Here is a 15,534-nt window from a genome sequence, read left to right on the forward strand (position 1 = left end):
CAGCCTACGAGGAACGGGCCATTCCCTCTCGTTTCACCGCTGAGGGATCAAGGTTCGGGAGCGACTGCGGAGGTCCGCCGGACGGGCGGGCCGCCCCTCCCCCGCCTCGCGGTCACCTCATGCGGCCAGGCGCTCCACGAGCTGCTTGGCCTTGGCGGCGGCGTCCGCGAGGGCACGCTCACGGGACGCTTCATAGAGCGGGACCAGCTGGGCCATGGCCGGATTGTGCGGGGCCATGGTCAGTTCCGGGACGATGAAGTCGAGGTCCAGGGCGAGAGCGTCGGCGAGGACGGCCCGCAGGTAGTTCTGGACGTACTCGTAGCCCTCCCTCGGGGTGCCGGGGCCGTACGCGCCTCCCCGGCTGGCCACGACGGTGACCGGGGTGCCCTTGACGGAGGGGGTCTCGCCGGCGGTGCGGCCGAAGAGGATCACGTTGTCCAGCCAGGCCTTGAGGGTCGAGGGGATCGCGTAGTTGTACATCGGGGCGCCGATCAGAACGGCGTCCGCCTGCTCCAGTTCCTCGATCAGCTTGACGCGCTCGGCGAAGGCGCCGGCCTGCTCGGCGGTGCGGGAGTCGGGGTCGGCGAAGCCGGCCGTGTGGGCGTCGGCGGTGATGTGCGGCACGGGGTTCGCTGCCAGGTCGCGGTAGATCACCGTCCCGTCGGGGTGCTGCTCCTGCCAGGTCTTGCGAAAGACGTCCGCCACGGCGCGGGACGCGGACGCGTCGCCCGGGAAGACGGAGGAATCGATGTGCAGCAAGGTGGCCATGGGTGTCTCCATGCAGAACGAGCCCACGTTGAGTACGGGGCTGATGTTTCGTACATAGCTATATCTAGCACAGGGACTTACTTTTTTTCATCCCCCAACAGCAGGGTAGTACCCTGTACCCATGGCGGTGGAGCAGAAGCACGACCCAGCGGCGTGCAAGCGGGTGGACGGCGGCATCACTCGCGTCTTCCAGCTGCTCGGAAAGCGCTGGAGCGGCCCGATCGTGGCGGTCCTCGTGGAGCAGCCCGCGCACTTCGCCGACCTGCGCCGGGCGATCCCGGGCATCAGCGAGCGCATGCTGTCGGACCGGCTCGCCGAGCTCGGCGCCGCCGGACTGGTGGTACGCGAGGTCGACGAAGGACCTCCGCTGCGCGTCTCCTACCGGCTGACCGAGTCGGGAGCCGCACTGGGACCGGCGCTCAAGGAGCTCGGCGCATGGGCGAAGGAGCACCTGCCGGGGGCCGAGCCCTGCACGGAGGAGTTCTGAGGCTGACGGCCTCGACGGCCGGGCCGTGACCTCGAACCGCCGTCATCGCCCCGGGCGGCGCCGACGCCGCCGAGCTCACCGACCCGTACACCCGCGTCGCAGCGGCACTGTGTCGTTCGTGGTCTCCCGCCGGCCGGACGCGGACGCCTGCCGGCAGGTGTTGAGGTCTTCAGGTGTTCAGCACAGCACGGCGAGCGCTCCGGGCAGAACCCTGGCGGTGACGGGGAGGACTGCGTCCACCTCGCCGTCGGTGCCGTAGGGCACATCCCGGTCGGCCTCGATGCGGATCTCCCTGCCCCGGGCGATACGGACTTCGCCCCGGTTGACGTGCGCGCCTGTCTTGAGCTCGTTCATGAGGGTGAAGAAGAGCCGGCGTGGCGCGTGACTGATCATCACCACCTCGAGCAGGCCGTCGTCGACGCGCGCGTCGGGGGCGATGATCCGGCCGGAGCCGTAGTAGGCGGAGTTGGCGGCCACGACCGTGTAGCCGTGGTGCGTGATTTCCTCGCCGTCGATGGTGACCTGGTACGTCGCCGGGCGCCAGGTGGCGACGGCGCGCAGCCCGCCCGCGTAGTAGGAGGCGGCCCCGCTCAGCAGTCTGGACTGGTTGGCATGGCGGTTGGCGAGCGCGTCAACCCCCGCGTAGACGCTCCCGAGAGCGACGGCGCGGCCCTGGGCGGACTCGACTTCGATGGTGTCGACGTGCCGCGGGTCGTGGTGGAGCAGCGCCTTGGCGAGTGCGGCCGGGTCGGTGGGCAGGTCCAGCGCCCGGGCGAAGTCGTTGCCGCGGCCGGCCGGGACGATGCCGAAGAGCGTGTCGGTGCCGCTCAGCGCTCCGCCGATGCCACCGACGATGCCGTCGCCGCCGACGGCCAGGACGACGCGCTGCCGTTCGCCGGCCTGGCGCGCGAGGTCCTGGGCGTGGGCGAGGCTGCGGCTGTACTCGGTCTCCAGTTCGGCGCCGGCCTCCCGCAGCAGCCGGGCCACCTGGAGCAGGGTCGCGACCCCGGTCGAACCGCCCGCGGTGGGGTTGACGATGGCGGTGAACTGTCGCATCGGTGTGCCTCCGAGGGCGGCTGACGGTCGTGGACGGACGATGGTAAAGCGGGGACGGACAGGGTGGGAATCAGTCGGTGGGCAGCAGGATGCCCGGGTTGACCAGCCCGTCGGGATCCAGCTGTCGTTTGACCGCCTTGAGGGCCTCGATGCCGAGCGGCCCCGCCTCCCGGACGTACCAGTCGCGGTGGTCGCTGCCGACGCCGTGGTGGTGGCTGATGGTGCCGCCCGCAGCCAGGATCGCCTCGTTCGCGGCGTGCTTGGCGGGCGCCCAGTGGGCCACGGGGTCGTCGCCCTGGGCGCTGACCACGGTGAAGTACAACGACGCGCCGTTCTCGTACACATGGGAGATGTGACACATCACCAGGGGCGGGGTGCCGGCGCCGGTGAGCGTGGTGGTGAGCGCCTCCCGCACGGCGGCGTACAACTCGGGGATCCGGGACCAGAAGGCCGCCGTCTCCAGTGTCTCGGCGAACGCTCCCGCGTCCAGCAGCGCGTCGCGCAGGTAGGGCGCCGAGTAGCGGCCGTCGTCCCAGCGCTCTCCCGGTCCCCGGCCCACGTAGCTGCCGCCGCACTCGCGCAGCACGGCCGCCGCACGTTCCCGGCGGTATGTGGCGTCCTCCTCGGTGCCCTCGTAGCCCGCGATCGCCAGGCATCCTTGGGCCTGCTGCACGCCCGAGGAGCCGATGGCCTCGGGCTGGGCGAGGCCGATCAGGGTCTCCGTCTCGTCCGACAGGCGCAGGACGGTCGGCCGCGGCCCGTCCTGGGCCAGGCGGCGCAGCGCGGCGGCGCCGGCGTCGAAGGAGTCGAAACGCCATCCCTCGTATATGCGGGTGCGCGGGACGGGGCGGATCCGCACGGTCACGGAGGTGATGACGCCGAACGCCCCTTCGGAGCCGAGGACGAGCTGACGCAGGTCGGGTCCGGCGGCCGAGCGGGGGGCACGGCCGACCTCGAGGGTTCCGGCAGGGGTGGCGAGGGTGAGGCCGAGCACCATCTCGTCGAACCGGCCGTAGCCGGCGGACGCCTGGCCGCTGGAGCGCGCGGCGGCGAATCCGCCGATGGTGGCCCATTCGTAGGACTGGGGGAAGTGGCCGAGGGTGAAGCCGCGCTCGGCCAGGAGTGACTCCGCCCGCGGAGCGCGCAGTCCGGGCTGCAGGGTGGCGATGCGGGAGACCGGGTCGAGGGCGAGCAGGTTGTCCATGCGGCGCAGGTCCAGCGCGACGAAAGGCCGCCGCCGCTGGGGGGCGAGGCCGCCGACCACGGAGGTGCCACCGCCGAACGGGACGAGGGCCAGGTCGTGTTCGGCGCAGGCCGTCAGCACGGACTGCACCTCGTCATGGCTCGCCGGGAGCGCCACAGCCGCGGGGACGTCAGCCATGTCCCCCTCGCGGATCCGCAGCAGATCGGGGGTGGACTTGCCGCGAGTGTGCCGGATCCGGGACTCCGCGTCCGTCCGCAGATGCTCCTCGCCGCCGAGGGCGGCGGCCAGGGCCTGGCGTGCGGCGGCGGCCAGGGGCGACTCGGGCACAGTGATGTCTTCCAGGGCCACCGGTTCGGCGCTGCGCGGTTTCACCCCGAGCAGGTCGCGCAGCAGTCCGATCACCGTGTCGGGCAGCGGCGTCGCCCTGGCCGGGTCTCCCCAGCCGCTCCACAGCATGTCCATGGGGCTTGTCCTCACCGGTCGTTCGAGAGTGCCGTCTCCTGTGCGGCCACAGGGGCGTTACACTGTGACACATGACGCCTATTCGTCACAACGCTTCGGACAGCGATCCGGTGCTCGACGCGGTACGCGACTGCGTCCTGGCCGTCGGCGTCCGGCGCACGACCCTCACCGATGTGGCCCGGCGTGCGGGCGTCTCCCGGATGACGCTGTACCGGCGCTGGCCCGATGTACGGTCCCTGGTCGGCGACCTGATGACCCGGGAGTGGATCGAGGCGGCCACCGGAGCGATACCCGAGCCCGCGCCCGGAATGCACGCGCGCACCCGGATCGTGGAGGGGCTGGCCAAAGGGGTCGGCGCCGTCCGCAGCCATCCCCTCTTCCGCAAGATCGTCGACGTCGATCCCGAACTGCTCCTTCCCTACGTGCTGGACCGGCGCGGAGCCAGCCAGGAAGCCGTCATCGAACTGATCTCCGACGCCCTCGAGCAGGGCCACGCGGACGGGTCCGTACGCCCCGACCATCCCCAACGGCAGGCCAGATCCCTGCTCCTGGTCGCCCAGTCCTTCACCCTGTCGTTGCGCACCATGGCCGACGAGGACGACGCCGAACTGAGCACCGACGCCTTCTACGCAGAACTGCGGACCATCCTCGAGAGGACCCTGACGCCATGAGCCCCCGCAGCAGCCCGGCCCCCTCGGCGCACCCGGCTCCGGGCTCGTCCCTGACCGCCGCCCGCCGCCGGCGTGAACTCGGCCGGAGCACCGACGGCACGACGGTGGACGTCCTGGTCGTCGGTCTCGGCGCGACCGGTGCCGGAGCCGCCCTGGACGCCGCCGCCCGCGGGCTCTCGGTCGTCGCCGTGGACGCCCACGACCTGGCCTTCGGTACCTCCCGCTGGAGCTCCAAACTCATCCACGGCGGGCTGCGTTACCTCGCCTCCGCCCAGTTCGACGTCGCCCACGAGAGCGCACGCGAGCGCGGGGTTCTCATGGAGCGCACCGCCCCGCACCTGGTGCGGGCCCAGCCCTTCGTGCTGCCCCTGACCCCCCTGGTCTCCCGTGGCCAGGCCGCTCTGGCCTGGGCCGGCTTCCGCGCCGGTGACACGCTGCGCCTCGCGGCACGCACCGCTCGTTCGACGCTGCCCGCGCCGCGCAGACTCTCCGCGGCGGAGACCCGCCACCTCGCCCCCGCGCTGCGCACCACCGGACTCCGCGGCGGCCTTCTGTCCTGGGACGGCCGCGTGACCGACGACGCCCGTCTGGTCACCGCCGTCGCCCGTACGGCCGCCGCCCACGGCGCACGCATCCTCACCCGCGTCCGCGCACTGGAGATCACCCGCTCCGGCGCCCGTGTACGGGACGAACTCACTGGTGAGGAGGGCGAGATCCGGGCCCGCGCCGTGATCAACGCCACCGGCGTGTGGGCGGGCGGCCTGGTGGAGGGCGTCCGCATCCGGCCCTCTCGCGGCACCCACCTCGTACTGCGGACGGACCACCTCGGAGCCATGCCCGCCGGGCTGCACATCCCGATCCCGGGCGAGACCAACCGCTTCGTCCTCGTCCTGCCCCAGGGAGACGGCCGGGTCTACGTCGGCCTCACCGACGAACCCGTGGACGGCGACATCCCCGACGTACCCCAGGTACCCGAGACCGACATCGGTTTCCTGCTCGACGTCCTCGGCTCCGCCCTGGACGTCCCGGTCCACCGCCACGACGTGGTGGGCGTCTTCGCGGGACTGCGTCCCCTGCTGGACACCACACCCGCGGCGGGCTCGGGGGCGCCGGCCGGCACCGCTGACATCTCCCGCAAACACGCGGTGCTGACCTCGCCGGAGGGCGTGATCACGATCGTCGGCGGCAAACTCACCACCTACCGGCGCATGGCCGAGGACGCCGTCGACACCGCCGTCGCCGCACACCGCCTCCCTGCCGGGCCGTCCACCACGACCGCGGTTCCCCTCGTGGGCGCGGCACCACCGCAGGTACTCGCCGCGCTCCGCGCCCCCCGACGCCTCGTCAGCCGCTACGGCACCGAGGCGCCGGCCGTCCACGCCCTGACCGAGCAGGACCCCCGGCTCGCCGAACCCGTTCTGGAAGGCCACCCGGTGACCCGCGCGGAACTGCTGTGGGCCGTACGCCACGAAGGAGCCCTCGACACGGCGGACCTCCTGGACCGCCGCACCCGCATCGGCCTGGTGCCCGCCGACCGCGCCGACGCGATGCGTACGGCACACGACCTGCTCGGTGACACCTTCGACGCCGACTGACACGTCGTCGCGGCGGAGTTCAGGAGGTCACAAGAGCACCGGCCGGGCAGTGCATCGCAGCCCGGTGGGACAACGCGGCGATGGCCCACTGCGCCACGGGGACGGTGCGGCGCCGAGGGCCGGGCTTCTGAGGGGATGCCCTCAGGAGCCCGGCCCTCTTTCGGACACGTGTAGAACTCGGGCACCATCGCCGTGCACCACCTGCACAGCCGCCCCACAGGACGCACGGCCCGATCGCAGGAAGGTCCCCACATGAAGATCCGCTCCACCCTCATGGCCCTCGCGCTCACCATCGCCCCCGGACTCGCCGTCCTCGGCAGCGCCGGGGACGCACTGGCCGCCCAGGACACCGCCCAGGCCGCGGCAGTCACCAAGATCTCCCACGCCACGGCCACCTCGATGTTCCGCCAGGTGGGCATCACCTGGTCGTCCTCCGGCAACTGCTCCGACCGCAACAACCCGACCTGCACGTCGTTCGAGCAGCTCAACCTCGCCACCGCCCAGGGCGCCCAGACGCTCAAGCGGGCCTCGGGCTGCGCGCTGAACATCACCGGCGGGACCGAGACCGGCCACGCCTCCGGCACGTACTCGCACTGGAACGGCTACAAGCTGGACTACGGCAAGAACACCTGCGTCACCAACTACATCAAGAACAGCTTCACCTACATCGGTCTGCGCGGCGACGGAGCACCCCAGTACCAGTCCGGTTCCGGCAACATCTACGCCGACGAGGGCAACCACTGGGACGTCCTCTACTACAACTGCGGAGGCTGCTGATCGGCTGACGGCAGCCAGCCGAGCGGTACGGTGCACAGCGGCCCCGGCGACCGTCGTCGCCGGGGCCGTTCGCCACCGGGCGAGTGGCGGCAGAGCTCGTCGGCAGGTGCGGGACGGCGGGCGGGCCCGCCCGCCGGGTCCAGGGCGCGATCGCGCGCCCCGGCCGCCCTACGGCGTCCCCCCTCCGTTGACCGGGCCACCGCGTGCGATGCTGGAGCAGGGATCATGACGGGACGCGGAAAAGAGCACGCGGAGTGAGGGTGGCGGGTCGGTCGGTGCGGGTGGCGCTGCGGGATCGCATCGCGGCATCGGACCCGGGACTGCTGCGGCTGACCGCCGGCCTGAGAACGGTGTCGTCCATCGCGCTCACACTGGCTGTCCTGGCCCCGGTGGGCGTCGGCGTGCCCCATCTGGTGGCGGGCGCCATGTCGGCGATGGTCGCGACCTTCGCCACCCGCGACAAGAAGCGGTCCGGGCAGGCCGTCACCCTCGCCGTGGGACTGATCGTGGCGCTGGTCGCCGTATCGCTCGGCGCGCTCCTCCACTCCCGCCTCGTGGCCGGGGACGTCTTCTTCGTCCTGCTCATCTTCTGCGCCGTGTACAGCCGGCGCTTCGGCGACCGCGCCACGGCGCTGGGACTGATCGGGTTCCAGGTCTACTTCCTCTCGCTGTTCGTCAGCGCGACCGTCCCGGTGCTGCCGCAGCTCTACGGCGCCATCGCCGTCGCCTTCGTCTGCAGTGCCCTGGTGCGCTTCGCCCTCGTGCCCGAGACGCCCTCGGGCATCCTGGACCGTCTGCGCCGTGCCTTCAGAGCCCGCCTCGGCCAACTGATCCTGGCGCAGATCGCCTTGCTCGACGCCGACGACGTGGAGAAGGCCCTCGAGGAAGTGCGGCGCAGGACGGCCGCGCTGCACGAGACCGCCTTGCTGATCCAGGCACGGCTGGATCAGGGGACCTCCGACGCGAAGACGGCCCGACTCGTGCAGCGCCGTATCGCCGATGCCGAGATCGCCTCTGAACGGCTGGGGCTCCTGCTGCTCACCGCGCGCAGCGCCGAGCGTGCCGACACGCTGACTCTGCATCTGCCGGGCGCCTACCTGCCCTCGCGCGGACCGCTGGCCGAGCACGACGAGACGGCCTCGACGCTGCGCCGCGACCTCGAGGCGCTGCGCCTTCTCGTCCTGCGTCCCGTCGCCGACGCCGAGGGCACCGCCTGGTCCCATGTGCGCAACCGGCTCCTCGGCTACCGGGAGGAGGACCATCTGCCGCTCGCGCCGGCCGCCGTTCAGGACGTGTTCCGGGGCATCGGAGAGACGGCGCGGGCGGTCCTCGGGCTGCGGATCGCGCTCGGTGGAGCCCCGGACGAGTCGGAGGACACCCCCGCGACCGCCCGCTCGCGTGAAGAGATCGACGCCGAGGACGCGGCCATCAGCGGCAGCGAGGAGGAGGGGCAGGAAGGCGCGCAACGCACCGGGCTGGACCGCCCGACGACCCGTGCCGCGGTTCAGGTGGCGGTGGGCTCGTCGCTCGCTATCGTCGGCGGCGAGTTCCTCTCCAGTCATCGCTGGTACTGGGCGGTGCTGACCTGCTGGATCGTGTTCATCAACACCTCGTCCACCGGCGAGATCCTCGTCAAGGGGTACCGCCGCCTGATCGGCACGATTCTCGGCGTGGTGGCAGGCATCGGCCTGGCAGGGCTGGTCGGACACCACACCTGGACCGCGTTCGCGCTGGTGTTGCTGTTCGTCTTCGCGATGTTCTACACCGCACCGCTGTCCTACACGATGATGTCCTTCTTCGTCACGGCGATGCTGGGCCTCCTCTACACGCTCCTCAACACCTACAGCCTCTCCGTGCTGGTGCTGCGCATCGCGGAAACGGCGCTGGGCGCGGTCTGCGGAATCGTCGCGGCGGCCCTGGTCCTGCCCGTTCACACCGATCGCCGTACGAACGAACTGCTCACCTCCGTACTGGAGCAGCTCGCGGACGTCACCGACGCCGCGGTCGACCAGCTCAGCGGCGGGCCCGCGGCGGACCTCCTCGACAAGGCACGCGACCTGGACCGGACGCTGGCCGACCTGGCGGCCGCCACGCAGCCGCTGACCCATCCGATCACACCCCTGCGGGCCCGGCGGGACACCGCACGCTATGTCGTCGCGCTGCTGGAGACCTGCGGATATCACGCCCGCTCACTCGCGGCGACGGCGGAACTGCTGCCCGAGCACCCCTCGATCGCGGCGGATCCCCGACTGCGCGGAGCGGGCATGCGCATCGTGGGCAACATCCGGGCGATCGCCGCGCACGTCGCGGACGAGGGCAGCACCGCTCGCATCGAGACCGGGCCGAGCATCGCCTCCATGCTCCAGCCGGGAACTCTGGGCGCACCCCGGTACGACCGCGTCACCGACCGCGTGCTGCGTCATCTGCAGCGTCTGGACGAGGTGGTGGCCGGGTTGGCCCGCCCGCTCGGCGTCCCGGCCCCGGCGCCGGAGCAGTGACCTGGCGGGACGGCCCGGGACCGGCGGTGCCTTGGGGAGCAGTCAGGATGCCGGCCCACCGCCTGGACATGCCGTCAGCCCCGGCCGGGCGGCCGGGGCTGACGGGACAGAGCCGGAGACGGGTCAGTGGGCCGGTGCCTCGGTGACCACCACTTCGTGGATGCTCTCCTCGATCTCCGCGGGCTTGGACGCTGTGGCCCTCGCCCAGTTGTAGATGACCAGGGAGAAGACCGCGACCACCACGATGTCCCACCACAGCGGGATGTGGTTCTGGCCGCCGAAGCCGCCCTGCCAGGAGATCAGGCCCATGCCCACCAGGTAGGGCGGTAGCCACTGGGCGGCCTTCCAGTCCAGCCGGGGCGCGTCCTGCAGGTTCTTCCGGGTGGCGTACCAGGCGTAGCCGCCGAGGAGCACGTAGCCCAGCAGGATCGCGATGCCGAGACGCCACAGCGTGTCCCAACCGGCCCAGTAGATGATGAGGTTGGCGACCGCGAAGGACAGCGGGGAGATCACCTTGCCGCCGGGCAGGCGGTAGGGGCGCTCGTGGTTCGGGAGCCGGTCGGCGAAGACGCCGTACGCCAGCGGAGCACCGGCATACATCAGGACGCTCGCCGAGGTGATGAAGCCGACCAGCTCCTGCCAGCTCGGGAAGGGCAGGAAGCAGACCACGCCGGTCACGAAGGAGATCCCCAGCCCGAACCACGGGACGCCGCGCGCGTCGATCTTCTCGAAGAGCTTCGGCGCGTAGCCGTTCTTGGCCAGGCCGTAGGAGACGCGGGAGGTCGCGGTGGTGTAGATCAGGCCGGTGCCGCCGGGGGAGATCACGGCGTCGATGTACAGCACCACGCTCAACCAGCCGAGGCCGACCACCGTCGCGAGACCCGCCCAGGGGCCGCTGATGCCGGGGAAGTCGAGCTTGGCCCAGCCGTGCGCGAAGGAGCTGTGCGGCAGCGCGCCGATGAACACGACCTGGAGCAGGACGTAGATGATCGCGCCGATGGCGACGGATCCGAGGGTGGCGAGCGGCAGGTCCCGCTTCGGGTTGCGGCTCTCACCGGCCAGCTGGATCGCCTGCTCGAAGCCCAGCAGGGCGAAGATGATGCCGCTGGAGCTGATGGCACCGAGGACGCCCTTGGCGCCGAAGGGGGCGAAGCCCTCGGCGGTGAAGTTGTGCGGGTGGAAGTTGCCCACCGCGATGATGAAGATCGCACCCAGCGGCACCGCGATCTTCCACCAGGTCGCCGCGCTGTTGGTGTGGGCCAGGACGCGGACGCCCAGGAAGTTGACGGCGACGAAGACGGCCATCAGGACGACGGCGACGACGAAGCCGCTGGTCGTCAGGGTGCCGTCGGCGTGCTGAAAGCCCTTGGCGAAGTCCCAGTGAGCGGCGTAGCCGATCATGGCCTCGACCTCGATCGGGGCCACGGTCGCCGCCTGCAGCCAGGAGAACCAGCCGAAGGACATACCGGCCAGGCCGCCGAAGGCGTAGTGGGGGTATCGGGCGGTGCCGCCCGCGACCGGGAACATGCCGCCGAGTTCGGCGTGCACGAGCGCCAGCAGGACGATGGCCACCGCGCCGATCAGCCAGGAGATGATCGCCGCCGGTCCGGCCGTCACGACCGCCTTCTCGGCGCCGTAGAGCCATCCGGAACCGATGATGGAACCGACCGAGGCCCACATCAGTCCGATCAGGCCGACGTCGCGGCGAAGACCGGTCGTCTTCCGCGCGACATCGGGGGCTGCATGGTCGACATTCACCATGTCAAGAGGCCTCTCGTTATCTGAACAGGGATTTAACGCTCGGCGGCTCACCATAGGAATGCGATTTGCTCGGCAGAAGGCCGTGGTCTCAGATTTGACTCTTCACTGGGGGATACCTTTGCCCGCGTTTTGCGCAGGTCAGCCCAGGCGTGATGAATGTCACTATTCAGCAGGCGAATATGAGAAGAAGGTAAGACACGCGGGTTCCAGGTCGGAATGCCCGACGCGCGACGGGCATTTCCCCCATGGGCATGTCACGGTGCCGAACCGGCTCCGCCCGTAAGCGGAGACAGCACCCACCCGGGTCATCGACACCGGTCATCGCAAGGGCACCGCCCTGGGTCGCCCCCTGCGCCGCTCCATTCAGAAGCGACACCGCTTAGTCCGATGAAAAGGAACTGTTGGACTTCAGGATCACGCTGCAGCAGTGTGGGCATGTCCCCTCGAACCCGACCGGGACAGCCAGCACTGCACCACCCGGAGATCACCCGATGACCTACGTCGCAGATCCTGAGCGCTACAACGGCACCATGCGCTACCGCCGCACCGGCCGCTCCGGACTCGACCTCCCCGTCCTGTCCCTCGGCTACTGGCACAACTTCGGCGACGACCGCCCGTTCGAGACCCAGCGGGAGATCGCGCTGCGTGCGTTCGACCTGGGGATCACCCACCACGATCTCGCCAACAACTACGGCCCGCCGTACGGCTCTGCCGAGATCAACTTCGGGCGCCTGATGAAGCAGGACCTCGCGCCGTACCGGGACGAGATGGTCATCTCCACCAAGGCCGGCTGGGACATGTGGCCGGGCCCCTACGGCCAGGGCGGTGGCTCCCGGAAGTACGTCCTCGCCTCGCTCGACCAGTCGCTGCGGCGCACGGGACTGGACTACGTCGACATCTTCTACTCCCACCGGCTCGACGCCACGACTCCGCTCGAGGAGACGATGGGGGCGCTCGACACCGCGGTCCGCCAGGGCAAGGCACTGTACGTCGGCATCTCCTCCTACGACGCGCAGCGCACCCGGGAGGCGGCGGCCATCCTGCGCGAGCTGGGTACGCCGCTGCTCATCCACCAGCCGTCGTACAACATGGTCAACCGCTGGATCGAGAACGAAGGCCTGCTCGATGTGGCCAAGGAGGAGGGCTTCGGTGTCATCGGTTTCACCGCCCTCGCCCAGGGGCTGCTGACCGGGCGCTACCTCGACGGCATCCCCACGGACTCGCGGGCCGCGCAGGACAAGTCCTTCGACACCACCTGGCTGTCGCAGGACATGCTGCACAGGCTGCGCGCCCTCAACGACATCGCGGCCCGCCGTGGGCAGACCCTCGCGCAGATGGCTCTCGCCTGGGCGCTTCGCGACGCACGCGTCACCTCGCTCGTCATCGGCGCCTCTCGCGTCGAACAGCTCGAGCAGAACGTCGCGGCGCTGGAGAATCCCGACTTCAGCGACGAGGAACTGGCGGAGATCGACAAGTACGCCACCGACGCCGGCGTCGACCTGTGGCAGAGCGCCCGCCTCGGCGAGCTCGACTGACCGGCCGCGCCGGCCGGATCCCGGTCGGCGCGGCGTTCGCGGTCCGACCGTCCCGACCCATGCGCGGCCCCGGCACCTCCGATGACTCAGGGAGGCGACCGGGGCCGCAGTCGTCGCGCGGGCCGCTAGTCGCGCAGCTCCGGCGGCTCGTTGTCCAGTCCGACATCGGTGACGACGTCGTAGCCGACCGCGGCATGCCCGGGCGTGGGGCGGGCTATGTCGGCGCCGAGATCGAAGGCGGCGCCGTCGATCGCCCGCGCCAGCTCCTCCTCCTCGCGGCGCAGAACCGCTTCGTGGTGGTGCTCAGTCATGCGTTCGACAAGACCTCGGACGCCTTCGTGGTGGTCCTTGGGGACATCGGATTCGCTCATGGCCTCCATGATCGAGGGCGCGCACCGGGCCGGACAACGGAGGGTGGGGTGCAGGCTGCGGGGTGTGCACTCATGGGACAGGACTGTGCAGTCCTGGGCCACGCACGCCCGGAAGGGCAGGCCGGACGGCGCGTTCGCCCAGGCCGGCCGTCACTCTCCGCCACTGGCGCTGACTTGCCGGCCTCCGCCGTTCACATCCGCTCTGGTTTACTGTTCAATTAACAGGGGCGTCACGAGGAGGTCGCGCCATGACGGAACTCGGTCTGAGCCAGACGGTCGGCATTCTGCGGCAGCCGGGCGTGCGGCCACGCTTCAGCAGCGCGGGCCTCGGATGGGAGCGCCTGTTCCTCTCGGCGCAGGAGGAGCAGCCCTACCACGCCGAATTCGGTCCGGCCCCCACACATCTGCTGATCCTGCACCTCAGCGGACCGGTCACCGTGCGGCGAGGACGCGGCCGGGGCACGCGGTCGGAAAAGATCCCCGCCGGTGGGCTGTTCCTGCAGCCGGCCGGCCGGACCCTGTCCGTCGAGCTCGGAGGACGGCTCGACACGGTGCACGCCTACCTCACGGACGAGGCGCTGCGCGAGGCCAATGACGGACGGCCCGTGGAGCTGTCGGAGGAACTCGGTGTGACCGATCCGCTCGCCGAGCAGCTTCTGCTCGCGCTGGAGAGCACGGCCCGGCGCTGGGAACCGTCCGCCCGGACGTACGCCGACCATCTGACGGGGATGCTCGCCGCGCAGCTGGTCCAGCGCCACGGCACCGTCGCGAACGCGCCGCGCCCTGCCCCGTCCGGCCTCTCCGACCGGCAGCTGACCGCCGTGCTGGAGCTCATGGAGGAGCGCCTCGCCGAACCACTGCCGATCGCCGACCTCGCCGCGGCCGTCTCGCTCAGCTGCAGCCAGTTCACACGGCAGTTCCGGGCGAGCACAGGTGAGTCGCCGCACCAGTACCTCCTCTCCCTGCGGCTGAAGCAGGCGACGCGGCTGCTGCGCACGGGGACCACGCCGATCGGGGAGGTGGCCGCCGAGTGCGGTTTCTCCCACCAGGAGCATCTGACGCGGGTGATGCGCGCCCGGCTCGGCACGACCCCGGCCGCCCTGCGCCGGGCGGGCTGAGACCGCGGCGCGGGCCGGGCTGCCACGTCAGCGTTCCAGTACGAGGGCCAGCGCCTGGCCCACCCCGATGCACAGAGCCGCAAGCCCCGTGCCGGTGCCCGCCGCGGCGAGCTGGTGGGCCACCGCTCCGGCGATCCGGGCACCCGACGCACCCAGCGGGTGACCGATGGCGATGGCACCGCCGCGGGGGTTGACGACGGACGGGTCGAGTTCCGGCAGCGCGGCCAGACAGGCCAGCGTCTGGGTGGCGTAGGCCTCGTTGAGCTCGATCGTGTGCAGATCGCCGGGAGCGACGTCGGCCTTGGCCAGCACCTTGCGGATGGCGTCCACCGGGCCGAGTCCGAAGTACTGCGGTTCGATGCCCGTGACCGCGGCGGCCCGTACCCGGGCCAGAGGTTCACGGCCGATCGCCGCGAGCCCGGCCTCGTCGGCGAGGAGAAGGGCGGCGGCCCCGTCGTTCAGCGGCGAGGCGTTGCCGGCGGTGACGGTGCCGTCCGCGATGAAGGCCGGCTTCAGCGCGGCAAGAGCCTCAAGGGAGGTGGTGTCGCGGATGTTCTCGTCGCGTGGCAGCTCGACACCCTCCACGGGGACGGCCTCCCCGTCGTACAGCCCTTCGCGCCAGGCCCGCGCGGCGTTGCGGTGGCTGGCGAGGGCGAACGCGTCCTGGTCCTCGCGGGTGATGCCGTACTTGGCGCCGACGAGTTCCGCGCTCTCGCCGAGCGGGATGGTCCACTCCTCGGGCATCCTCGGATTGACCAGACGCCAGCCGAGGGTGGTCGAGTACAGCTGCTGGTCCCTGGCCGGGAAGGCCCGGTCCGGCTTCGGCAGCACCCACGGAGCACGGCTCATGGATTCGACACCGCCCGCGACCGCGATGGAGGCGTCACCGAGGGCGATGGCACGCGCGGCCTGGACGACGGCCTCCATGCCGGAGCCGCAGAGCCGGTTGACCGTGGCGCCGGGAACGCTGACGGGAAGCCCCGCCAGGAGTACGGCCATGCGGGCCACATCGCGGTTCTCCTCGCCGGCCCCGTTGGCGTTGCCGAGCAGCACGTCGTCGATACGGGCCGGGTCCAGGTCCGGGCTGCGATCGACGAGGGCGCGCAGCACACCGGCCGCGAGGTCGTCCGGACGTGTGGCGGACAGCGCGCCGCCGTAGCGGCCGAAGGGGGTACGGACGGCGTCGACGACGTACACGTCGCGCGGGCGCTCGATCATCGGGGCTCCTTGC

At 71.1% G+C, this 15,534-nt stretch carries 13 protein-coding genes; 7 read left to right on the plus strand and 6 right to left on the minus strand.

Annotated elements, in window-relative coordinates:
• Window positions 1–117: 117 nt before the first annotated feature.
• Window positions 118–768: an NAD(P)H-dependent oxidoreductase gene (locus tag ABZ904_RS08265; protein WP_361821912.1), complete on the minus strand. Its 651-nt coding sequence runs from the start codon at window positions 766–768 to the stop codon at window positions 118–120.
• A gap of 121 nt (window positions 769–889) precedes the next feature.
• On the opposite strand from ABZ904_RS08265, the gene ABZ904_RS08270 reads away from it, so the two are divergent.
• Window positions 890–1,255, plus strand: a complete 366-nt coding sequence (locus tag ABZ904_RS08270; protein WP_359392784.1) for a helix-turn-helix domain-containing protein — start codon at window positions 890–892, stop codon at window positions 1,253–1,255.
• A gap of 177 nt (window positions 1,256–1,432) precedes the next feature.
• On the opposite strand, the gene ABZ904_RS08275 is transcribed toward ABZ904_RS08270, so the two are convergent.
• Both ABZ904_RS08275 and ABZ904_RS08280 read right to left on the minus strand, forming a co-directional pair.
• The gene (locus tag ABZ904_RS08275; protein WP_361821915.1) at window positions 1,433–2,311 is read right to left on the minus strand and encodes a YegS/Rv2252/BmrU family lipid kinase; all 879 of its coding nucleotides are present in this window, start codon (window positions 2,309–2,311) and stop codon (window positions 1,433–1,435) included.
• Between the two features lie 70 nt (window positions 2,312–2,381).
• Window positions 2,382–3,977: an FAD-binding oxidoreductase gene (locus tag ABZ904_RS08280; protein ID WP_359392780.1), complete on the minus strand. Its 1,596-nt coding sequence runs from the start codon at window positions 3,975–3,977 to the stop codon at window positions 2,382–2,384.
• Between the two features lie 71 nt (window positions 3,978–4,048).
• On the opposite strand from ABZ904_RS08280, the gene ABZ904_RS08285 reads away from it, so the two are divergent.
• From ABZ904_RS08285 to ABZ904_RS08300, 4 genes are all read left to right on the plus strand, one after another.
• Entirely contained in the window at window positions 4,049–4,648 is a 600-nt protein-coding gene (locus tag ABZ904_RS08285) for a TetR/AcrR family transcriptional regulator (protein WP_359392778.1), read from the plus strand.
• Complete coding sequence (locus ABZ904_RS08290) at window positions 4,645–6,243, plus strand: glycerol-3-phosphate dehydrogenase/oxidase (protein ID WP_361821919.1); 1,599 nt, start codon at window positions 4,645–4,647, stop codon at window positions 6,241–6,243. The genes ABZ904_RS08285 and ABZ904_RS08290 overlap by 4 nt, the downstream gene beginning before the upstream one ends.
• Window positions 6,244–6,495: 252 nt before the next feature.
• Window positions 6,496–7,020, plus strand: a complete 525-nt coding sequence (locus ABZ904_RS08295; protein ID WP_361821922.1) for a hypothetical protein — start codon at window positions 6,496–6,498, stop codon at window positions 7,018–7,020.
• A 254-nt stretch (window positions 7,021–7,274) separates the two neighbouring features.
• The gene (locus ABZ904_RS08300) at window positions 7,275–9,518 is read left to right on the plus strand and encodes an FUSC family protein (protein WP_361821925.1); all 2,244 of its coding nucleotides are present in this window, start codon (window positions 7,275–7,277) and stop codon (window positions 9,516–9,518) included.
• Between the two features lie 123 nt (window positions 9,519–9,641).
• Here ABZ904_RS08300 and ABZ904_RS08305 read toward each other — a convergent pair whose 3' ends face one another.
• Complete coding sequence (locus ABZ904_RS08305) at window positions 9,642–11,279, minus strand: APC family permease (protein ID WP_361821928.1); 1,638 nt, start codon at window positions 11,277–11,279, stop codon at window positions 9,642–9,644.
• A 491-nt stretch (window positions 11,280–11,770) separates the two neighbouring features.
• On the opposite strand from ABZ904_RS08305, the gene mgrA reads away from it, so the two are divergent.
• Complete coding sequence (mgrA, locus tag ABZ904_RS08310; protein ID WP_359392768.1) at window positions 11,771–12,814, plus strand: L-glyceraldehyde 3-phosphate reductase; 1,044 nt, start codon at window positions 11,771–11,773, stop codon at window positions 12,812–12,814.
• Between the two features lie 125 nt (window positions 12,815–12,939).
• Here the strand turns inward: mgrA and ABZ904_RS08315 are convergent, their stop codons facing one another.
• Entirely contained in the window at window positions 12,940–13,185 is a 246-nt protein-coding gene (locus ABZ904_RS08315; RefSeq protein WP_361821931.1) for a hypothetical protein, read from the minus strand.
• A 248-nt stretch (window positions 13,186–13,433) separates the two neighbouring features.
• Between ABZ904_RS08315 and ABZ904_RS08320 the strand changes: the two genes are divergently transcribed.
• The gene (locus ABZ904_RS08320) at window positions 13,434–14,303 is read left to right on the plus strand and encodes a helix-turn-helix domain-containing protein (protein ID WP_359392764.1); all 870 of its coding nucleotides are present in this window, start codon (window positions 13,434–13,436) and stop codon (window positions 14,301–14,303) included.
• 27 nt (window positions 14,304–14,330) lie between these two features.
• On the opposite strand, the gene ABZ904_RS08325 is transcribed toward ABZ904_RS08320, so the two are convergent.
• On the minus strand, window positions 14,331–15,521 hold the full coding sequence (locus tag ABZ904_RS08325) for an acetyl-CoA C-acyltransferase (RefSeq protein ID WP_360997290.1): 1,191 nt from the start codon (window positions 15,519–15,521) through the stop codon (window positions 14,331–14,333).
• Window positions 15,522–15,534: the final 13 nt, after the last annotated feature.

Origin of the sequence: Streptomyces sp. NPDC046900 (assembly GCF_040644975.1) — a bacterium.
In the GTDB taxonomy this organism is placed as follows: domain Bacteria; phylum Actinomycetota; class Actinomycetes; order Streptomycetales; family Streptomycetaceae; genus Streptomyces.